This window comes from Nocardioides bruguierae (genome assembly GCF_023554635.1).
Taxonomy (GTDB): domain Bacteria; phylum Actinomycetota; class Actinomycetes; order Propionibacteriales; family Nocardioidaceae; genus Nocardioides; species Nocardioides bruguierae.
Genome location: NZ_JAMJPH010000020.1, coordinates 37,850 through 58,196 on the forward strand (window position 1 = coordinate 37,850; position 20,347 = coordinate 58,196).

16 protein-coding genes are annotated in these 20,347 nt (G+C 71.2%); 14 read left to right on the top strand and 2 right to left on the bottom strand.

Annotation, left to right across the window (positions count from 1 at the left end; translation table 11 throughout):
- Nucleotides 1–186 precede the first annotated feature (186 nt).
- Together metH and M8316_RS10655 are read left to right on the top strand one after the other, a co-directional pair.
- On the top strand, nt 187–3,939 hold the full coding sequence (gene metH, locus M8316_RS10650; RefSeq protein ID WP_250054771.1) for a methionine synthase: 3,753 nt from the start codon (nt 187–189) through the stop codon (nt 3,937–3,939).
- Nucleotides 3,940–4,165: 226 nt separating this feature from the next.
- Nucleotides 4,166–4,867, top strand: coding sequence for an HAD family hydrolase (locus tag M8316_RS10655; protein WP_250054438.1), 702 nt, complete (start codon nt 4,166–4,168; stop codon nt 4,865–4,867).
- Between the two features lie 21 nt (nt 4,868–4,888).
- On the opposite strand, the gene M8316_RS10660 is transcribed toward M8316_RS10655, so the two are convergent.
- Nucleotides 4,889–5,818, bottom strand: coding sequence for a RecB family exonuclease (locus M8316_RS10660; protein WP_250054439.1), 930 nt, complete (start codon nt 5,816–5,818; stop codon nt 4,889–4,891).
- 88 nt (nt 5,819–5,906) lie between these two features.
- Between M8316_RS10660 and M8316_RS10665 the strand changes: the two genes are divergently transcribed.
- From M8316_RS10665 to arc, 3 genes are all read left to right on the top strand, one after another.
- Nucleotides 5,907–7,037: a site-2 protease family protein gene (locus M8316_RS10665; RefSeq protein ID WP_250054441.1), complete on the top strand. Its 1,131-nt coding sequence runs from the start codon at nt 5,907–5,909 to the stop codon at nt 7,035–7,037.
- 114 nt (nt 7,038–7,151) lie between these two features.
- Nucleotides 7,152–8,087, top strand: a complete 936-nt coding sequence (locus M8316_RS10670) for a tRNA (adenine-N1)-methyltransferase (protein ID WP_250054772.1) — start codon at nt 7,152–7,154, stop codon at nt 8,085–8,087.
- A 246-nt stretch (nt 8,088–8,333) separates the two neighbouring features.
- On the top strand, nt 8,334–10,124 hold the full coding sequence (gene arc / locus M8316_RS10675) for a proteasome ATPase (protein WP_250054443.1): 1,791 nt from the start codon (nt 8,334–8,336) through the stop codon (nt 10,122–10,124).
- Nucleotides 10,125–10,198: 74 nt separating this feature from the next.
- Here arc and M8316_RS10680 read toward each other — a convergent pair whose 3' ends face one another.
- A complete protein-coding gene (locus M8316_RS10680; RefSeq protein WP_250054445.1) occupies nt 10,199–10,732 on the bottom strand; it encodes an aminoacyl-tRNA deacylase in 534 nt (177 codons plus the stop codon).
- Nucleotides 10,733–10,965: 233 nt separating this feature from the next.
- On the opposite strand from M8316_RS10680, the gene dop reads away from it, so the two are divergent.
- From dop to M8316_RS10725, 9 genes are all read left to right on the top strand, one after another.
- Nucleotides 10,966–12,477: a depupylase/deamidase Dop gene (gene dop, locus M8316_RS10685; RefSeq protein WP_272495061.1), complete on the top strand. Its 1,512-nt coding sequence runs from the start codon at nt 10,966–10,968 to the stop codon at nt 12,475–12,477.
- A gap of 204 nt (nt 12,478–12,681) precedes the next feature.
- Nucleotides 12,682–12,879 (top strand): ubiquitin-like protein Pup, encoded by a 198-nt coding sequence (locus tag M8316_RS10690; protein ID WP_250054447.1) that lies wholly within the window; start codon nt 12,682–12,684, stop codon nt 12,877–12,879.
- Nucleotides 12,876–13,742, top strand: coding sequence for a proteasome subunit beta (gene prcB, locus M8316_RS10695; RefSeq protein ID WP_250054448.1), 867 nt, complete (start codon nt 12,876–12,878; stop codon nt 13,740–13,742). The genes M8316_RS10690 and prcB overlap by 4 nt, the downstream gene beginning before the upstream one ends.
- The gene (gene prcA / locus M8316_RS10700) at nt 13,739–14,512 is read left to right on the top strand and encodes a proteasome subunit alpha (protein ID WP_250054450.1); all 774 of its coding nucleotides are present in this window, start codon (nt 13,739–13,741) and stop codon (nt 14,510–14,512) included. Before prcB ends, prcA begins: the two co-directional genes overlap by 4 nt.
- Before the next feature lie 616 nt (nt 14,513–15,128).
- Nucleotides 15,129–15,740: a hypothetical protein gene (locus M8316_RS10705; protein ID WP_250054452.1), complete on the top strand. Its 612-nt coding sequence runs from the start codon at nt 15,129–15,131 to the stop codon at nt 15,738–15,740.
- A 35-nt stretch (nt 15,741–15,775) separates the two neighbouring features.
- A complete protein-coding gene (gene pafA, locus M8316_RS10710; RefSeq protein WP_250054453.1) occupies nt 15,776–17,137 on the top strand; it encodes a Pup--protein ligase in 1,362 nt (453 codons plus the stop codon).
- An 88-nt stretch (nt 17,138–17,225) separates the two neighbouring features.
- A complete protein-coding gene (locus tag M8316_RS21090; protein ID WP_250054454.1) occupies nt 17,226–18,221 on the top strand; it encodes an FKBP-type peptidyl-prolyl cis-trans isomerase in 996 nt (331 codons plus the stop codon).
- 119 nt (nt 18,222–18,340) lie between these two features.
- Nucleotides 18,341–19,348, top strand: a complete 1,008-nt coding sequence (locus M8316_RS10720; protein ID WP_250054455.1) for a helix-turn-helix transcriptional regulator — start codon at nt 18,341–18,343, stop codon at nt 19,346–19,348.
- On the top strand, nt 19,345–20,337 hold the full coding sequence (locus M8316_RS10725) for a helix-turn-helix transcriptional regulator (protein WP_250054456.1): 993 nt from the start codon (nt 19,345–19,347) through the stop codon (nt 20,335–20,337). The genes M8316_RS10720 and M8316_RS10725 overlap by 4 nt, the downstream gene beginning before the upstream one ends.
- Nucleotides 20,338–20,347: the final 10 nt, after the last annotated feature.

Consider the following 20,347-nt stretch of genomic DNA (forward strand, 5'->3'; position numbering starts at 1 on the left):
TAGAGCCGCCGGGCCACGATTTCCCCGCTCGCGCAGCCTGGTGTCACGCTTGTGATCCACCCTCGCCGTCGAACGGGACCTCCCTCACCTCCGGCCGGACCCACGGCGGCCCCGAGAGGAGCACGCGTGAGCGCCCCGAGCACCGCCGACACCCAGCCGCAGGCACCCGTCGAGGGCGTCGCGGCCATGGACCGCGTCGACGCCACCGACTGGCGTCCCGACGTCCACGAGGTGCTCGCCGAGATGCTGCGCGAGCGCATCCTCGTCCTCGACGGCGCCATGGGGACCGCGATCCAGCGCGACAGGCCGGACGAGGCGGGCTACCGCGGCGTCCGCTTCGCCGACTACGCCGGCGGCGACCTGGTCGGCAACAACGACCTGCTGACCATCACCCAGCCGCAGATCATCGAGGGCATCCACCGCGAGTACCTCGAGGCCGGCGCGGACGTCATCGAGACCAACACGTTCAACGCGAACTCGGTCTCGCTGGCCGACTACGGCCTCCAGGCGCTGGCCTACGAGCTGAACCTGGAGTCCGCCCGGCTGGCCCGGCGCGCCGCCGACACGGTCGCCACGCCCGAGCGGCCCCGCTACGTCGCGGGCGCCCTGGGGCCGACCACGCGGACGGCGTCCATCTCGCCCGACGTCAACGACCCCGGCGCCCGCAACGTGGTCTGGGACGACCTCGTCCCCGCCTACCTCGAGGCCGCCCGCGGGCTCGTGGACGGCGGCGCGGACCTGCTGATCATCGAGACGATCTTCGACACCCTCAACGCCAAGGCCGCGATCTTCGCGGTCGAGCAGCTGTTCGTCGAGTCCGGACGCCGCTGGCCGGTGATCATCTCGGGCACCATCACGGACGCCAGCGGGCGCACCCTGTCCGGCCAGACCACCGAGGCGTTCTGGAACTCGGTGCGGCACGCCAAGCCGCTGGCCATCGGCCTCAACTGCGCCCTGGGCGCCGCCGAGATGCGGCCCTACATCGCCGAGATGAGCCGCATCGCGGACACGTTCGTCTCCTGCTACCCCAACGCCGGCCTCCCGAACGCGTTCGGCGAGTACGACGAGGTCGCCGAGCAGACGGCGGCCGTCGTGGGCGAGTTCGCCGACGCCGGGCTGGTCAACATCGTCGGCGGCTGCTGCGGCACGACCCCGCAGCACGTGGCGGCGGTGGCCGCGCGGGTGGCGCAGGTGGCGCCGCGTCCCGTGCCCGAGGTGGCCCCCGCCATGCGCCTCTCCGGCCTGGAGCCGTTCACCATCGACGGCGACTCGCTGTTCGTGAACGTCGGCGAGCGCACGAACATCACGGGCTCGGCGAAGTTCCGCAACCTGATCAAGGACGGCGACTACGACACCGCCCTGTCGGTCGCGGCGCAGCAGGTCGAGAACGGCGCGCAGGTCATCGACGTCAACATGGACGAGGGCATGATCGACGGGGTCGCGGCGATGGACCGCTTCCTCAAGCTGGTCGCCTCCGAGCCCGACATCTCCCGCGTCCCGGTGATGGTCGACTCCTCCAAGTTCGAGGTCATCGAGGCCGGCCTGAAGTGCGTGCAGGGCAAGGCGATCGTCAACTCGATCTCCCTGAAGGAGGGCGAGGAGCCCTTCCGGGAGCACGCCCGGCTCTGCAAGGCCTACGGTGCCGCGGCCGTCGTCATGGCCTTCGACGAGGACGGCCAGGCCGACAACCTCGCCCGTCGCCAGGAGATCTGCGCCCGCGCCTACCGCATCCTGGTCGAGGAGGAGGGCTTCCCGGCCGAGGACATCATCTTCGACCCCAACGTCTTCGCCGTCGCCACGGGCATCGAGGAGCACGCCACCTACGGCACCGACTTCATCGAGGCCACGCACTGGATCACCGAGAACCTGCCCGGGGCCAAGATCTCCGGCGGCATCTCGAACGTGTCGTTCTCCTTCCGCGGCAACAACGTCGTGCGCGAGGCGATCCACGCCGTCTTCCTGTTCCACGCCATCAGGGCAGGGCTCACGATGGGCATCGTCAACGCCGGCGCCCTCGTCGTCTACGACCAGGTCGACCCCGAGCTGCGCGACGCCATCGAGGACGTCGTCCTCAACCGACCCACCCCCGACGGCACCGACGCCACCGAGCGACTGCTGGAGATCGCCGAGCGGTTCCGCGGCACCGCCGCCGAGACCGAGGCCAAGACCGAGGAGTGGCGCTCGCTGCCCGCCGCCGAGCGGATCACCCACGCCCTGGTGAAGGGCATCGACGCGCACGTCGAGGCCGACACCGAGGAGCTGCGCGCCGAGATCGAGGGCCGCGGCGGTCGCCCGATCGAGGTCATCGAGGGCCCGCTCATGGACGGCATGGACGTCGTCGGCGACCTGTTCGGCTCCGGCAAGATGTTCCTGCCGCAGGTCGTGAAGTCCGCGCGCGTGATGAAGAAGGCCGTCGCCTACCTCATCCCGTTCATCGAGGAGGAGAAGCGGACCAACCCCGCGCTCGCCTCGGCCAAGGGCTCCAACGGCACCGTGATCATGGCGACGGTCAAGGGCGACGTGCACGACATCGGCAAGAACATCGTCGGCGTCGTCCTGGCCTGCAACAACTTCGAGGTCATCGACCTCGGCGTCATGGTGCCGGCGCAGAAGATCCTGGACGCGGCCAAGGAGCACGACGCGGACGTGATCGGTCTCTCCGGGCTCATCACCCCGTCGCTGGACGAAATGGTCTCCTTCGCGGCCGAGATGCAGCGCTTGGGGATGGACCTGCCGCTGATGATCGGCGGCGCCACCACGTCCCGTGCCCACACGGCCGTGAAGGTCGACCCGCGCTACGAGGGCCCGGTCATCTGGGTGAAGGACGCCTCGCGGTCGGTGCCGGTGGTCTCCCAGCTGCTGAACCCGGAGCGTCGGGTGAAGCTGATGGCCGACACCAAGGCCGACTACGACGGGCTGCGCGAGCGGCACGCCGGCAAGTCCGAGCGCAAGCTCATCGGCATCGACGACGCGCGCGCCCAGGCGACCCCGATCGACTGGACCGGCTACGTCCCGCCCGTGCCCGCCACGCCCGGCGTGCACGTGCTGGCCGACTACCCGATCAGCGAGCTGCGCGAGTACATCGACTGGCAGCCGTTCTTCAACGCCTGGGAGATGAAGGGCAAGTTCCCCGACATCCTCAACTCGCCCAGCCACGGCGAGACCGCGCGCAAGCTCTACGACGATGCCCAGGCGATGCTGGACCGGATCGTCGAGGAGAAGTGGGTGACCGCCCACGGCGTCTACGGCCTCTTCCCCGCGGCCTCGGACGGCGACGACGTGGTCGTCTACGACGACGAGACCCGCTCCTCGACGAAGGCGGTGCTGCACCAGCTGCGGCAGCAGGGCGAGCACCGGGCAGGCATCCCGCACCGGGCGCTCTCCGACTTCGTCGCGCCCGTCTCCACAGGGCTGGCCGACCACGTCGGTGCGTTCGCGGTGACCGCCGGCATCGGGCTGCCCGAGCGGGTCCAGCAGTTCAAGGACGACCTGGACGACTACAACGCGATCGTGCTCGAGGCGCTCGCCGACCGGCTGGCCGAGGCGTTCGCGGAGCGGCTGCACCAGCGGGTGCGGACCGAGTTCTGGGCCTCCGACGCCGAGGAGTCCCTCGACAACGAGGCGCTCATCGCGGAGAAGTACCGCGGCATCCGCCCGGCCCCCGGCTACCCGGCCTGCCCCGACCACACCGAGAAGCAGACCATCTGGGAGCTGCTCGACGTCGAGGCCTCCACCGGCATCACGCTGACCGAGTCGATGGCCATGTGGCCCGGCGCGTCGGTCTCCGGCGTCTACTACTCCCACCCCGAGTCGCAGTACTTCGTCGTCGGTCGTCTCGGTCGGGACCAGATCGCCGACTACGCCGAGCGCAAGGGCTGGGACGTCGCCACCGCCGAGAAGTGGCTCTCCCCGAACCTGGGCTACGACCCGGAGGACTGAGCCTCCTGACCTCACGTTTGGTCACCAACCCGGTCTCCGGAGGCCCCGAGCACCGGGTTGGTGACCAAACCGTGCCGCCTCGACCGACGGCGCCGGCCCGGGACCCGAACCCGTTCGGACCGGGTTGGTGACCAAACGGTGCGCTCCCGGCGACCGACCACCACCAGTGCCGGCCGTCACCGCGCCCGATCCGCCGCAGGCGCGGTGGATGGGGAAGACTGAGGCCGTGACCCAGGCAGCATCCCCCGAGGCAGGCCGCGAGACGATGCCGACCGCCGTCCTGTGGGACATGGACGGCACCCTCGTCGACACCGAGCCGTACTGGATCGCGACGGAGTTCGCGATGGCCGAGAAGTACGGCTCGACGTGGAGCCACGAGCAGGCGCTCGGACTGGTCGGCAACGAGCTGCTGGTCTCAGGGGCGGCCATCAAGGAGCAGATGGGTCTGCAGCAGAGCCCGGCCGAGATCGTCGAGGAGCTGCTCGACGGGGTCGTGGCCCGCGTCCAGGAGTCGGTGCCGTGGCGCCCCGGCGCCCGTGAGCTGCTGACCGCGCTCGGCGAGGACGAGGTGCCGTGCGCGCTGGTCACGATGTCCTACCAGCGCTTCGTCGACCCGATCCTGGCCCACCTCCCGGCAGGGACCTTCGCGGCCGTGGTGACCGGTGACCGGGTGACCCACGGCAAGCCGCACCCCGAGCCGTACCTGGTGGCGGCCGAGCAGCTCGGCGTCGCTCCCGAGGACTGCCTCGCGGTCGAGGACTCCGGAACCGGGGCCCGCTCGGCCGTGGCGGCCGGCTGCACCGTCCTCGTCGTCGAGCACCACGTCCCGGTGCCGGACGGTGAGCGGCGGGTCAAGCGCGACAGTCTCGACGGCATCGGCGTCGCCGACCTCCCTGCGCTCGTCGCCGAGGGTCGCTGCGCCTGCTGAGGCCTCGGCGCCCGAACCGACTCAGTCGAGGGCGTCGGCGTCCTCGTCGACGCTGGGAACCACCGGGGTGGGCAGCAGCGGGGGAGTGCCACCGAACTCGGGGCACAGCGCCTGGTGCGAGCACCACCCGCACAGCTTCGACTTCTTCGCCTGCCACTGGCCGGACTCGGTGGCCGACGCGATGGCCCGCCAGATCGCCGTCACCTTGCGCTCGGTGGCGAGCAGGTCGTCCTCGTCGGGCTCGTAGCGGACGATCTCCCCGTTGCCGAGGTAGACCAGCTGCAGCAGGGTCGGCATCACGCCGCGGGCCCGCCACAGGACCAGCGCGTAGAACCGCATCTGGAACATGGCCTTGGCCTCGAAACCGGGGCCGGGGGAGCGTCCCGTCTTGTAGTCGACGACCCGGATGCGTCCGTCGGGCGCGACGTCGAGCCGGTCGATGAACCCACGCAGCAGCAGCCGCGAGTCGAGCACCGCCTCCACGTAGCTCTCGCGCTCGGCCGGCTCGAGGCGCGTCGGGTCCTCCAGGTCGAACCACCGACGCAGGTACTGGCGGCAGCCGGCCAACCACGACACGGCGTCCTGGCCGCCGTCCGCCTCGAGGACCTCGGCGAGACCCGGGTCGCCCTCGCACAGCTGCTCCCAGGCCGGGGCGAGCAGCGCCTCGGCCCGCTCCGGCGTCCGCTCGAGGGCGGGGAGGTCGAAGAGCGTCTCCAGCACCTTGTGCACGACCGTGCCACGCACCTGCGCCGGGGAGGACGGCTCCGGCAGCCGGTCGATGCTGCGGAACCGGTAGAGCAGGGGGCACGTGAGGAAGTCCGACGCGCGGCTGGGCGAGAGCGCCCCCACCACGTCCACGCCGTCCACGAGCGTCGAGTGGGCCTCCGCGGGGGAGACCGGCGCGACCCCGACGGGTCGGACCGGCTCGTGCAGCGAGGTGGGAGGCGTCATGGTGCTCACCGTAGGGGAGGTCACCGACAGACGACGGGAGCCCGGGCCGGGCCACACCGGCTACGGCCTGCTCGGTAGCGTCTGCGCTGTGAGCTCCCCGCGCACCCGCCCCCCGGGCACGATCCGCATCGGCACGATCGCCGGCAGCGACGTGCTCGTCTCCGGCTCGTGGTTCCTGATCGCGGGCCTCATCGCCGTGCTCATGGCGCCCGTCGTGGACCAGGTGCGGCCCGGCCTGGGCGCTCTCGCCTACGTCGCGGGCTTCGCCTTCGCGGTGCTGCTCTACGGCTCGGTGCTGCTCCACGAGATCTCGCACGCGCTGATGGCGCGACGCCTCGGGCTGCCGGTCGGCGACATCACGCTGCACTTCCTCGGCGGCATGACCCAGATCGAGGAGGAGTCGCGCAGCTCGCGCGAGGAGCTGCTCGTCGCCGTCGTCGGCCCCCTCACCTCGCTGGCCGTCGGCGGCCTGGCGCTGGGCCTCGTCCAGGTGACTCCCGAGGGCCTGCCGCGGCTGGCGCTGGAGGGTCTGGCCGGCGCCAACCTCGTGGTGGGAGTCCTCAACCTCGTCCCCGCCTTCCCCCTGGACGGCGGCCGGGTGCTGCGCGCGGTCGTGTGGCGCTTCTCCGGCGACCGGCACCGTGGGTCGATCGTCGCCGGCTGGGGCGGTCGCGTGGCCGCCGTGGCCGCGATCGCCTACCCCTGGCTCGGGACCCTGCGCACCGGCGCCGCCCCGTCCGTCGTCGACGTCCTCCTCTTCGCCTTCGTCGCCGCGTTCCTGTGGCAGGGGGGCAGCCAGGCGATCGCGTCGGCCAAGATCCGGCGTCGCCTCCCGGCGCTGCACGCACGCGCGCTCGCACGACGCACCATCGCGGTGCCCGCCGACCTGCCGCTGGCCGAGGCCGTGCGCCGGGCGCGGGAGGCGCAGGCGGGAGCGATCCTCACCACCACCCCGGACGGCTCGCCCGCGGGACTCGTCCACGAGCCCGCGCTGCTCGCCACCCCCGAGGAGCGCTGGCCGTGGATGGCGGTCAGCACCGTCGCCCGGACCCTCGACGGCCCGCGGGTGCTCGCGGCGGACCTCGCCGGCGAGGCGCTCGTCGAGGCCGTCACCGCCACCGGCCCGGGGGAGTACCTCCTGGTCGAGCAGGACGGCGGCGTGCACGGCGTCCTGGTCACCACCGACCTCGACGCGGCGTTCCGCGAGGCCTTGGGCTGATCGGGCGACCACACGGCTGAATCGTCGTCCGGCGCGCTGCGGCCGTAGGGTTCGCCCGTGCCTGAGGAGTCCGCCGCCCCGTCCGACCCGACCGTCGACGTGCCCGCCGAGGCGATGTCCGGCGTGCACCGCGGCCCGCTGCGCGAGGGCGAGTGGGTGCGCCTGATCGACAACAAGGGCCGCAAGCACAACTTCGCCCTCGTGGCGGGCAAGCGCTTCTTCTCGAACAAGGGCCACCTCGACCACGACGACCTGATCGGTCGCGAGGAGGGCTTCACCATCGCCTCCTCCGCCGGCGGTGAGTACCTGGTCTTCCGCCCCCTGCTCAGCGAGTTCGTCGTGTCGATGCCGCGCGGCGCCGCGGTCGTCTACCCCAAGGACGCGGCCCAGATCGTCGCGCAGGCCGACATCTACCCGGGCGCCCGCGTGGTGGAGGCCGGCGTCGGCTCGGGCGCGCTGACCTGCTCGCTGCTGCGTGCGGTCGGCCCCTACGGCACGGTCACCTCCTACGAGCGGCGCGAGGAGTTCGCGGACGTCGCCCGCCGCAACGTCCACCAGTTCTTCTCGGTGCCCGAGGGCGCCGAGCACCCCTCGTGGAGCCTGCGCCTCGGCGACCTGGCCGAGCGGCTCCCGGCCGACGGCGAGCCCGCGGACCGCGTCATCCTCGACATGCTCGCCCCGTGGGAGTGCGTGGACGCGGTGGCGGACGCGCTCGTGCCCGGCGGCATCGTGTGCGCCTACATCGCCACGACCACCCAGATGTCGCGGTTCGTCGAGACGGTGCGCACCCACGGCGGCTTCACCGAGCCCCACGGCTGGGAGTCCCTCGTGCGCGACTGGCACACCGAGGGCCTGGCCGTGCGCCCCGGCCACAAGATGGTCGGGCACACCGCCTTCCTGGTCACCGCGCGTCGCATGGCACCGGGACAGAAGCCGCCGCGCCGCACCCGCCGTCCCGCTCCCGGCGCCTACGGCCCGGACTACCGCGGTCCGCGGCCCGCCGACGTCCCCACCCTCGAGCAGGTGCTCGCGGACGCGGACGAGAGCTGACTGCGGCTCGCGCAGCCGCTCGCCCGGAGCATCGGGTTTGGTCACCAACCCGGTGTCGAACGGCGTCCAGCACCGGGTTGGTGACCAAACGTGAGGCGATGTCGCCACCGGCCGCTCGTCCGGACCGGCCTGTCTGACCCACCGCATGGTCACGGCAAAGCGCCGAAATCGTGACCGCTCGGCGTTGCAGAGGGGGTCGCACGGGGTCGTCCCGGGGGTAGGGTCGAAGCCACAGGAGGTGCGCTGATGACGACATCCGAGCCCAACGAGAACAACCACGCCGACACCCCGACCGAGCGTGGCCCCGGAAGTGCGGAGCAGCTGGCGACGCAGGTCCGGTTCCTGGAGTCCGAGGTGAGCGACCTGCGGCGTCGACTCGCCGAGGCCCCCGCCGGCAGCCGCAGCCTCGAGGCGCGGCTCACCGACACCCAGCGTCAGCTGTCGTCGGTGACCGGGCAGAACGAGAAGCTCGCCCAGACCCTGCGCGACGCGCGTGACCAGATCACGAAGCTCAAGGAGGAGGTGGACCGTCTCGCCCAGCCCCCGGCCGGGTTCGGCGTGTTCCTCTCCGCCAACGAGGACGAGTCGGTGGACGTGTTCACCTCCGGCCGCAAGATGCGCGTCAACGTCAGCCCGGCGGTCGACACCACCGAGCTGCGCCGTGGCCAGGAGGTCCTCCTCAACGAGGCCATGAACGTGGTGGCGGCGCTGGAGTTCGAGGACGTCGGCGAGGTCGTCATGGTCAAGGAGGTGCTGGCGGACGGCAAGCGTGCGCTGGTCATCGCCAACGCCGACGACGAGCGTGTCGTGATGCTGGCGCAGCCGCTGCTCGAGGACGCGATCCGGGCCGGTGACTCCCTCCTGGTCGACACCCGCTCCGGCTGGGCCTACGAGAAGGTCCCGAAGTCGGAGGTCGAGGAGCTCGTCCTCGAGGAGGTCCCCGACATCGCCTACGAGTCGATCGGTGGCCTCGGCAACCAGATCGAGCAGATCCAGGACGCGGTCGAGCTGCCGTACCTGCACCCGGACCTGTTCAAGGAGCACGAGCTCAAGCCGCCCAAGGGCATCCTGCTGTACGGACCTCCGGGCTGCGGCAAGACGCTGATCGCGAAGGCGGTTGCGAACTCGCTGGCCAAGAAGGTCGCCGCCAAGACCGGCGCGTCCGGCAAGTCCTACTTCCTGAACATCAAGGGCCCCGAGCTGCTCAACAAGTACGTCGGCGAGACGGAGCGGCACATCCGCCTCGTCTTCCAGCGTGCGCGGGAGAAGGCGTCGGCGGGCACGCCCGTCATCGTCTTCTTCGACGAGATGGACTCACTGTTCCGCACCCGTGGCACTGGTGTCTCCTCGGACGTGGAGAACACGATCGTCCCGCAGCTGCTGAGCGAGATCGACGGCGTCGAGCTGCTCGAGAACGTCCTGGTCATCGGCGCCTCGAACCGCGAGGACATGATCGACCCGGCGATCCTGCGTCCCGGCCGTCTGGACGTGAAGATCAAGATCGAGCGACCGGACGCCGAGGCAGCCCGCGACATCTTCTCGAAGTACCTGACCTCCAACCTGCCGCTGCACCCGGAGGACGTCGCCGAGTTCGGTGGCGACAAGCAGGCCACCGTGGACGGGATGATCCGGGCCACCGTCGAGCGGATGTACACCGAGTTTGACGAGAACCGCTTCCTCGAGGTCACCTACGCCAACGGCGACAAGGAGGTCCTCTACTTCAAGGACTTCAACTCGGGCGCGATGCTCCAGAACATCGTCGACCGGGCCAAGAAGATGGCGATCAAGTCCTTCCTCGACTCCGGTCTCGACGACGCGCAGAAGGGCCTGCGGGTGCAGCACCTGCTCCAGGCCTGCGTGGACGAGTTCAAGGAGAACGAGGACCTGCCGAACACCACGAACCCGGACGACTGGGCTCGGATCTCCGGCAAGAAGGGCGAGCGGATCGTCTTCATCCGCACGCTCATCACCGGCAAGCAGGGCACCGAGCCCGGCCGCTCGATCGAGTCGGTCTCCAACACGGGGCAGTACCTCTGACGACTGGCCCCCAGACACACCCACCGCGGCCCCGAGCATCTGCTCGGGGCCGCCGTGCGTGAGCGGACGCCAGGTCAGGTTTGGTCACCAACCACGTCCTCTGCGGCCCCAGGCACCGGGTTGGTGACCAAACGTGACGTCCTGGGGGGTCGGTCACCGTCACACAGCGGCTCGGTCACGTCCCCGACGAGGGCACCGAGAGCAGCCAGCAACGGGCCCGCCTCCAGCGTGATCCCGACTCCGTGCGCCCCACCACCCAGCGAGATCCGCCCGGTGACGCGCTCGTCGGCCACCACCGGCAGCGGAGTCGTACTGCCCAGCGGGGTGATCGTCCCCCGCTCGAACCCGGTCACGGCCAGGGCCTCGTCCGCCGGCGGCATCGCGGCGCGGTTCACCCCCAGGGCGGCTCGCAGTCGGGGCCAGGCGATCTGGCGGTCTCCCGGCACGAGAACGAACCGGTGGTCGTCCTCGGCGAGCCTGATCACCAGCGTCTTCACCAGCCGGTCCGGGCTCACCCCACGCGCCGCCGCGGCCTCGGCCAGCGACGACACGCGACCGTGGCGGGTCACCTCCACCTCCAGCCCCAGGTCGGCGGCCGCCGCGAGCACGCGGCGGGTCCCGGGAGCGTCCCTGACGTCGTCGGGGCTGCCATCCTCGGTGACAGGGGCGGACGAGGCGGGGCGGTCGTGGCTCACGACGGACTGCAACGCGGCGAGTCCCCGCGGCCTTCCCGACCGGCACGTCCCACGACGCGGCCGCCCCGCCGCGTCCGCCCGACCGATCACCGCGAGCGCGGCTCGTCGGGCCCCGGGGTGACCGTGACGTGCGTAGTCTCGGTCCCATGAGCGTGCGACGAGTGATGGGTACCGAGGTCGAGTACGGCATCGCCGTCACCGGCAACCCGAAGGCGAACCCGATGGTGGCGTCGTCCCAGGTGGTCAACGCCTACGCCTCCGCGACCCTCAAGGCCAGGCGAGCGCGGTGGGACTTCGAGGAGGAGTCACCGCTCCGGGACGCGCGCGGGTTCGACATGAGCCGGGAGAAGGCCGATGCCTCCCAGCTGACCGACGAGGACTTGGGCCTGGCCAACATCATCCTCACCAACGGCGCCCGGCTCTACGTCGACCACGCGCACCCGGAGTTCTCGACGCCGGAGGTGACGACGCCGCTGGACATCGTCCGCTGGGACAAGGCGGGGGAGCAGGTCATGCTCGACGCCGCGCGTCGCGCCGCTCTGCTGCCGGGCGGGGCGCCGATCGTCCTGTACAAGAACAACACGGACGGCAAGGGCTCCTCCTACGGCGCCCACGAGAACTACCTGATGCGCCGCAAGACCCCGTTCGCGGACATCATCAAGCACCTCATCCCGTTCTTCGTGAGCCGACAGGTCGTCTGCGGCGCCGGGCGGGTCGGGATCGGGCAGGAGAACCGCGAGCACGGTTTCCAGATCAGCCAGCGCGCCGACTTCTTCGAGGTCGAGGTGGGTCTGGAGACCACCCTCAAGCGCCCCATCATCAACACCCGCGACGAGCCGCACGCCGACCCCGACGTCTACCGACGGCTGCACGTCATCATCGGTGACGCGAACCTCGCCGAGATCTCCACCTACCTCAAGGTCGGGACGACAGCGCTCGTGCTGTCGATGATCGAGGACCGGTTCATCGACCGCGACCTGACCGTCGACCAGCCCGTCGCCGCCCTGCGGTCGGTCTCCCACGACCCGTCGCTGCAGCACCTGGTCACGCTGCGCGACGGCCGGACCCTGACCGCCGTCCAGCTGCAGATGGAGTACCTCGAGCTCGCCCGCAAGTACGTCGAGACTCGTCTCGGCGACTCCGCCGACCCCCAGACCCTCGACGTCCTGGCCCGCTGGGAGTCGGTCCTCGACCGACTGGAGCGGGACCCGATGTCCCTGGCCGGCGAGCTGGACTGGGTGGCCAAGCTGAAGCTGCTCGAGCAGTACCGGCAGCGTGACGGCCTGGAGTGGGACGACCCCAAGCTGCAGCTCATCGACTACCAGTACTCCGACATCCGCCCCGAGAAGAGCCTGTACCAGAAGCTCGTGAAGGCGGGCCGCATCGAGCGGCTGCTCGACGACGCGGCGGTGGAGTCGGCGATGCACGAGCCGCCCACCGACACCCGGGCGTACTTCCGCGGCCAGTGCCTGGAGCGCTACCCCTCCTCGGTCGCCGCGGCGTCCTGGGACTCGGTCATCCTCGACCTCGAGGGCCGCGAGTCGCTCCAGCGCATCCCCACCCTCGACCCCCTCCGCGGCACCCAGCGGCACGTCGGTGCGCTCCTGGACCGATGCCGCACCGCCGAGCAGCTCTTCACCGAGCTCACCGGGGCCTGATCGCAGGGCCCTGCTCCCCACGGCTCACGTTTGGTCACCAACCCGAGGTTCCGGGCCGGTTGAGCGCGGGTTGGTGACCAAACCCGAGGGTGCCGACGTCGAAGCCCGCCCGGCCACGAGCCACGACAGAGCCGTGTGACGCGCCAGTCCGGATGATCCGCGCGGTCCCTCCTGAAAGTCCCCGCCGAGGGATAGGGTCGGTGCATGTCACAGGAGCACAAGCAGCCGCGTAAGGGCTCCGAGGTCGAGGAGACCGAGGAGACGGTCACGGAGACCGATGCCGCCGAGCGGAAGGAAGCCCTCGACAACGAGGTCGACGACCTGCTCGACGAGATCGACGACGTACTGGAGACGAACGCCGAGGAGTTCGTGAAGTCGTTCATCCAGAAGGGCGGCCAGTGATCCCGGACGACCCTCGCCTGCCCGCCGCCTACCTGCAGCCCGGCAGTGCGTCCTTCGCAGACTTCCTCTCCGCCCAGGCCCCGGACCTGCTCCCGGGCGCCCGCAACCTGCCGCCCGGCCAGGCCGGGGACATCGCGCCGCACGGCACCACCATCGTCGCCCTGACGTTCCCCGGCGGCGTGCTGATCGCCGGTGACCGCCGCGCCACGATGGGCAACCTCATCGCCTCGCGGGACATCGAGAAGGTGTTCCCGACCGACGAGTACTCCGCCGCCGGCATCGCCGGCACGGCCGGCCTCGCCGTGGAGATGATCCGGCTCTTCCAGACCGAGCTGGAGCACTACGAGAAGATCGAGGGCACCACGCTCTCCTTCGACGGCAAGGCGAACCGTCTCGCCGGCATCATCCGCGCGAACCTCGGCATGGCGATGCAGGGCCTGGCCGTCGTCCCTCTGTTCGTCGGCTTCGACATGGCCACGAGCTCGGGCCGCATCTTCTCCTTCGACGTGACCGGCGGCCGGTACGAGGAGACCGGCTTCCACGCCGTGGGCTCCGGCTCGCTTTTCGCCCGCGGTGCGCTGAAGAAGCTGTACCGCGCCGACCTCTCCGTCGAGGGCGCGATCACCGCCGCCGTCCAGGCGCTCTACGACGCCGCCGACGACGACTCCGCCACCGGTGGACCCGACGTGGGCCGCCGGATCTTCCCGATCGTGCACGTCGTCACCGCCGAGGGCGGTCGCCGGGTGGACGCCGGCGTGGTCGCCGACGTCGCCGACCGGGTGATCGCCGCCCGCATGGGCCGACCCGACGGGCCGATCGCTCCGCTCGACCTGCCCGGCTCCGGGGAGGGGGCCCAGTCATGAGCACACCGTTCTACGTCTCGCCCGAACAGCTGATGAAGGACCGCGCGGACTTCGCCCGCAAGGGCATCGGCCGTGGCCGGTCGGTGGTGGCCGTCCAGTACGCCGACGGCGTCCTCTTCGCCACCGAGAACCCTTCGCAGGCGCTGCACAAGATCTCGGAGATCTACGACCGGATCGCGTTCGCCGCCGTGGGTCGCTACAACGAGTTCGAGAACCTGCGGATCGCCGGGGTGCGGCTCGCCGACATGCGGGGCTACGCCTACGACCGGCGCGACGTGACCGGTCGCGGCCTGGCCAACGCCTACGCCCAGACGCTCGGGACGATCTTCTCCAGCGGTGGTGAGAAGCCGTACGAGGTGGAGATCTTCGTCGCCGAGATCGGCGACACCGCCGCCGACGACCAGATCTACCGGCTCACCTACGACGGTCAGGTCGCCGACGAGCACGGCTACGCCGTGATGGGCGGCGCCTCGGACGTGGTGGGCGGCTACCTCCAGGAGCGGTACTCGGCCGGCTCCTCGCTCGAGGACGCCCTCCGGCTCGCCGTCAGCGCCCTCGGCCACTCCGAGTCTGAGGACCGGTCGATCTCCGCGACGTCCCTCGAGGTCGCGGTGCTGGACCGTACGCGCCTCCAGCCCCGCAAGTTCTCCCGGCTCAGCCCGGCTCGGCTCGAGGCGCTGCTCGGGCCGACCGACGCCGTCCCGACGGCGCCTGAGCCGAGCACCGAGGACGGTCCCCCCGAGCCTCCGATCGCGCCGCCGATCGCCTGACACGGCCAGGGTTTGGTCACCAACCCGCTCCAGGAGCCCTCTGGATCTCGGGTTGGTGACCAAACGTGCTTCTGGGGCAGGTCGTACCCGCACCGCTGACGGTTCACAGCCCGCGACCCCGACGGGCCTTTCCACAGCCCCGAGCTGACCCGGACCAGGTGCCATGTGACCGCGTGATCCTGAGGGCATGCCATCCACCGAATCCGGCCCAGTCCGAGGGCAGCGTTCACTCGCGACGCACCGACGCGTCTCCCACGGGCTCTACGTCCCACACGCCCAGCACCGCTCCAGAGAGCAACGGTGGCGGGACGACCTGTCCGCCGTCCTGCTGCTGCTCCCCGATGGCGCTACCTTCACCTCAGTCACGGCGGCGCGGCTTCTGGGGTGGAGCCTCCCGAAGCTGCCGGCGGTGCCACCCGTCTTCGCTTCCGTGGGGGAGCGGGACCCACGGCCCCGGAGACCGGGTCTGATCTGCTCCCGTCTGCGGCGGACGCAGGCCGCACAGCCGTCTCACCCCACCTGGCTCCGTGCGGTCTCCCCGGGGCTGCGGCATGCCGTCGACTCACCCGAGGAGGTCCTGCTGCGCGCTGCGCGGGACTTCGGCACGCTCGACCTCGTGATCATGATCGATAGTGCCCGCCGCCTCGGGCACGTGGACGAGGCCGCCATGGCTCTGGTCCTCGGCAGTGGCCGCCCCGGCGTCCGCGCCCTGCGCACGGCCTGGCTGCTGTCGGACCCCCGGGCGGAGTCGCCCGGCGAGACCCTCCTGCGCCTTCTCCACCTGGCAGCAGGCGCGCAGGTCACGCCCCAGGTCGAGCTGCGGGCAGGCGGCACCTTCCTCGGACGCGTCGACCTCCTGCTCGACGGCACCTGCTGCGTCCACGAGTACGACGGAGAGCACCACCGTGACGCGGCCCAGCACCGCAGCGACCTGCGGCGAGACCGCCGGCTGCAACCGCGGTACCAAAGACGCGGCTACGTGCTGGACGACCTGCTCAACCGGCCCGCCGACGTCCTGGCCGACATCGACTCCGCCCTCGGTCGCCCGTGGGCCCCCACCAGGCTGGCGCGATGGAAGCGGCTGGTGTCCAACTCCATGTACGGGGAGGGCTACGGACGACTGATCCAGCGCTGGCGGCGGCTCGGCGGCTTCGACGATTGGTCACGAACAGGCCGAGATGGCCGTCAGAAGAGCAGGTTGGTGGCCAAACCCGATCCCGCAGCCTGACCCCCGACCGTTGCCGCCGGGCGTAGTGTTCAGTCATGGACCGACGCATCTTCGGCATCGAGAACGAGTACGGCGTCACCTGCACGTTCAAGGGGCAGCGTCGGTTGAGCCCGGACGAGGTGGCGCGGTACCTCTTCCGCAAGGTCGTGAGCTGGGGCCGCTCCAGCAACGTCTTCCTCCGCAACGGCGCCCGGCTCTACCTGGACGTCGGCAGCCACCCCGAGTACGCGACGCCCGAGTGCGACGACATCACCGAGCTGGTGACCCACGACAAGGCGGGGGAGCGGGTCCTCGAGGGGCTCCTCGCCGACGCCGAGCAGCGACTGCACGACGAGGGCATCGCCGGCGAGATCTACCTGTTCAAGAACAACACCGACTCGGCCGGCAACTCCTACGGGTGCCACGAGAACTACCTGGTCAGCCGCAGCGGGGAGTTCAGCAAGCTGGCTGACGTGCTGATCCCGTTCCTGGTGACCCGTCAGATCATCGTGGGGGCGGGCAAGGTCACGCAGACGCCTCGTGGCGCCGGCTACAGCGTCAGCCAGCGCGCCGAGCACATCTGGGAGGGCGTGAGCAGCGCGACCACGCGCAGCCGCCCGATCATCAACACCCGCGACGAGCCGCACGCCGATGCCGAGAAGTACCGCCGGCTGCACGTCATCGTCGGCGACTCCAACATGTCCGAGACGACGACGATGCTGAAGGTCGCCAGCGCCGACCTGGTGCTGCGGATGATCGAGGAGGACGTGGTCATGCGTGACCTCACCCTCGAGAACCCGATTCGCGCGATCCGCGAGATCAGCCACGACGTGACCGGCCGCCGCAAGGTCCGGCTGGCCAACGGCCGGGAGGCCAGCGCGCTGGAGATCCAGGCCGAGTACCTGTCGAAGGCCCGTGACTTCGTCGACCGACGGCAGATCTCCACCCCGGTCATCGAGCGGACGCTGGACCTGTGGGAGCGCACCCTCAAGGCGGTCGAGAGCGACGACCTCGGCCTGGTCGACCGGGAGATCGACTGGGTCATCAAGTGGAAGCTCATCGAGGCCTACCGGGCCAAGCACGGGCTCCCGCTGGGCCACGCACGGGTCGCGCAGCTCGACCTCGCCTACCACGACATCCACCGCGGTCGCGGCCTCTACTACCTGCTGGAGAAGCGCGGCAAGGTCGAGCGGGTGACCGACGACCTGGCGATCTTCGAGGCCAAGTCCGTGCCCCCGCAGAACACCCGCGCCCGGCTGCGCGGCGAGTTCATCCGCACCGCCCAGGAGAAGCGCCGCGACTTCACCGTCGACTGGGTCCACCTCAAGCTCAACGACCAGGCGCAGCGCACGGTGCTGTGCAAGGACCCGTTCCGGGCCCACGACGAGCGTGTGCAGCGCCTCATCGACGGCATGTGAGTCCCACAGGTCGGGTCTGTAAGGTCTCAAGGTCCGCACGACCCGAACCATCGGCCGCAGCACCATGCGGCCACCTGGAGGAACACGCGTGTCCCGATTCACCCGGCCCGTCCGGCTGGCCCTCGTCCCCGTCCTCGCGATGGGTGCCCTCGCCGCGTGCGGCTCGGACTCCGAGGACGCCTCGAGCGACACCTCGGCCGACGCATCCGTCACCGCGCCCGCCGACACCGGCGACCTGGGCTCGCTGGAGGTCACCGGCGACGTCGGCGAGACCCCGAAGATCGACCTGGGCGACTCCTTCGCCCCCGAGGGCCTGTCCTACGAGACCCTCACCGAGGGCGACGGGCTCGTCGTCGGCGGCGACGAGGACCCGGCCGCGTTCATCGAGTACGTGATCGTCAACGGCACCTCGGGCGACGTCGTCTACTCGACCTACGACGGCGGCAGCCCCGAGGTCCTCGACCTCACCACCGACGGCATCCCCGCCGCCCTCTCCGAGCCGCTGATCGGTCAGACGGTCGGCACGCGCGTGGCCGTCTCCGACACCGTCGAGGACATCTTCGGCGACGCCAGCTCCACCAGCCTGGACATGGAGAACGACGACCCGCTGGTCCTCGTCTTCGACATCCTGGGCCCGCAGGCCGACATGAGCGACGACGCCTTCGAGACCGACGCCTCCGACTGGCTGCCCGGTCTCACGCTCGCCGACGACGGCACCCCGGAGGCCATGGACTTCACCGACGTCCCCGAGCCCACCGGCAAGCTCGAGGTCGAGACCGTGGTCGAGGGTGACGGTGAGGAGATCGAGGAGGGCGACACGGTCATGGCCAACTACATCGGCCAGGTCTACGGCGCCGACGAGCCCTTCGACTCCAGCTTCACCGGCAGCCCCGCCGCCTTCCAGGTCGCCTCCGGCAGCCTCATCGACGGCTGGGTCAAGGGTCTCGTGGGCGCCCACGTGGGCGACCGGATCTGGCTCCAGATCAACCCGAAGAACGGCTACGGCGCCTCCGGCAACTCCAGCGCCGGCATCGAGGGCGACGACACGCTGTACTTCGTGCTCGACATCCTGGCGGTCTCCTGACCGTCGTCTCGTAGGCTTCCGGGGTCGGGTTCCCTCCCAGGACGGCGGCGTGCCGCCGTCCCGCTGGTGGAGCCCGGCCCCGGCCGTCTGTCCGCAGCGGCCCGTACCGGAGGGAGCCCATGTCGAACGGCCGCAAGAGCGAGCGCCTGCTCAACCTGCTCATCATGCTGCTGGTGCAGCGGCGCTACGTGCCCAAGTCGCGCATCCGTGAGCTGCTCTACGCGGACTCCCCGGACGACGGGTTCGAGCGCACCTTCGACCGGGACAAGGAGGAGCTGCGCAGCCTCGGCGTCCCGATCGAGGTCGGCACGCTGGACCCGCTCTTCGACGACGAGCCCGGCTACCGGATCAGCCCGGAGCGGCTCGCCCTCCCGCCCGTCGACCTCACCGCCGACGAGGCCTCCGTCATCGGGCTCGCCACCCGCGTGTGGCAGAACGCCCGGCTGGCCGACGTCACCACGGACGCGGTGCGCAAGCTGAGCGCCCTCGGCGTCGACCTCGACACCGAGGCGCTCGACCTCGTCTCGCCGCGGCTCTCGGCCGACGAGCCGGGGTTCGACGTCTTCTGGGAGGCCGTCCAGGACCGCTGCGCCGTCCGCTTCGACTACCGCCGCGCCGGCCGCACCGAGGTCACCCGCCGCAAGCTCCAGCCGTGGGGCGTGGGCCGCTACGCGGGCCGCTGGTACGTCGTCGGCCTCGACACCGACCGCGGCGAGGAGCGCATCTTCCGTCTCTCCCGGGTCCAGGGCGCGCCCAAGCGCTTCGGCCCCCCGGGCGCCTACGCCGTGCCCGAGGGCACGGACGTGGGCGAGAGCATCCGCCGCCTCGCGCCGCCGCCGGAGACCGTCACCGCCGAGCTCCTCGTGCGTCGGGACGCCGGCCACCAGCTGCGCCGGGGAGCGACCGTCCTCGCGACGGGCGTGAGCGGCCCGGACGGCACCACCGGCTGGGACCGGCTGCGCCTCGAGCACAGCGGCCACGGCCTGGCCGACGACGTGCTCGGCCACGGCGCCGCGGTCGTCGTCGAGCAGCCGGAGTCGCTGCGCACCGAGGTCGTCACCCGGCTCTCCCGCCTGCTGGGGGAGACCCCGCACGACACCGCACCGACCAGCGAGGGGACCCGATGACCCAGACCGCCGCCGCGGGCGCCCGCGACCAGGTCGCCCGGCTGCTCGCCCTCGTCCCGTACCTGCACTCCCGCGGGGAGGTGCACCTGGAGGAGGTCGCCGCCGACCTCGGCGTCCCTCCCGAGCAGCTGTTGCGCGACCTCAAGGTGCTGCTGATGTGCGGCCTGCCGGGCGGCTTCCCGGACGACCTCATCGACGTCGACCTCGACGCCCTCGAGGGCGAGGGCGCGGACGGCGTCGTGCGGGTCACCAACGCCGAGTACCTGGCCCGCCCGCTGCGGCTCTCGGCCACCGAGGCCAGCGCGGTCATCGTGGCGCTGCGGGCCCTGCGCGAGAGCGCGGACGAGGCGACGCGCCCGGTCGTGGACAGGGCGCTGGCCAAGCTGGAGATCGCCGCCGCCGAGGCGGGCGCCGTCGCCGAGGTCGAGCTCGGCAGCGAGCGCCGGGCGCCGGACCACTCGGACCTGGTGACGCGGCTGGAGGCCGCCGTCCGCGCGGGCAAGCAGGTGCGGCTGACCTACTTCGTGCCCTCCCGTGACGAGGTCTCCGAGCGGGTCGTGGACCCGCGAGGCGTCGTGACCGCCGACGACCACCCGTACCTGGACGCCTACTGCCACTCGGCCCAGGCGCCCCGGCTGTTCCGGCTCGACCGGGTGCAGTCGGCCGAGGTGCTCGAGCGTGACGTGGAGACCGAGCAGGTGGCCCCGCGCGACCTGTCCGGCGGAGTCCTGCCGGCTCAGCACGCCACGACCGTGACGCTGCGCCTCGCGCCGTCCGCACGCTGGGTCGTGGAGTACTACGACGTGCTGGAGGTCCGGGAGGACGGCGACGACCTGCTCGTCGACCTCGCCGTGGCCGACGAGCGCTGGCTGGTGCGGCTCATGCTGCGGCTCGCACCGCACGCTCGCGTCGAGCGCCCCCACGAGCTCGACGAGCGTTTTCTCGGTGCGGCGCGACTCACGCTGAGCGCGTATGGGCCGAGGGGCTAGCATGGCGACG

Bases quoted from the DNA above. Each gene is read 5' to 3' on its own strand.
- metH (WP_250054771.1), top strand. From the start codon at position 187: ATGGACCGCGTCGACGCCACCGACTGGCGTCCCGACGTCCACGAGGTG.
- M8316_RS10660 (WP_250054439.1), bottom strand. From the start codon at position 5,818: ATGACGCCTCCCACCTCGCTGCACGAGCCGGTCCGACCCGTCGGGGTC.
- M8316_RS10670 (WP_250054772.1), top strand. From the start codon at position 7,152: ATGTCCGGCGTGCACCGCGGCCCGCTGCGCGAGGGCGAGTGGGTGCGC.
- arc (WP_250054443.1), top strand. From the start codon at position 8,334: ATGACGACATCCGAGCCCAACGAGAACAACCACGCCGACACCCCGACC.
- dop (WP_272495061.1), top strand. From the start codon at position 10,966: ATGAGCGTGCGACGAGTGATGGGTACCGAGGTCGAGTACGGCATCGCC.
- M8316_RS10690 (WP_250054447.1), top strand. From the start codon at position 12,682: ATGTCACAGGAGCACAAGCAGCCGCGTAAGGGCTCCGAGGTCGAGGAG.
- prcA (WP_250054450.1), top strand. From the start codon at position 13,739: ATGAGCACACCGTTCTACGTCTCGCCCGAACAGCTGATGAAGGACCGC.
- pafA (WP_250054453.1), top strand. From the start codon at position 15,776: ATGGACCGACGCATCTTCGGCATCGAGAACGAGTACGGCGTCACCTGC.
- M8316_RS10720 (WP_250054455.1), top strand. From the start codon at position 18,341: ATGTCGAACGGCCGCAAGAGCGAGCGCCTGCTCAACCTGCTCATCATG.
- M8316_RS10725 (WP_250054456.1), top strand. From the start codon at position 19,345: ATGACCCAGACCGCCGCCGCGGGCGCCCGCGACCAGGTCGCCCGGCTG.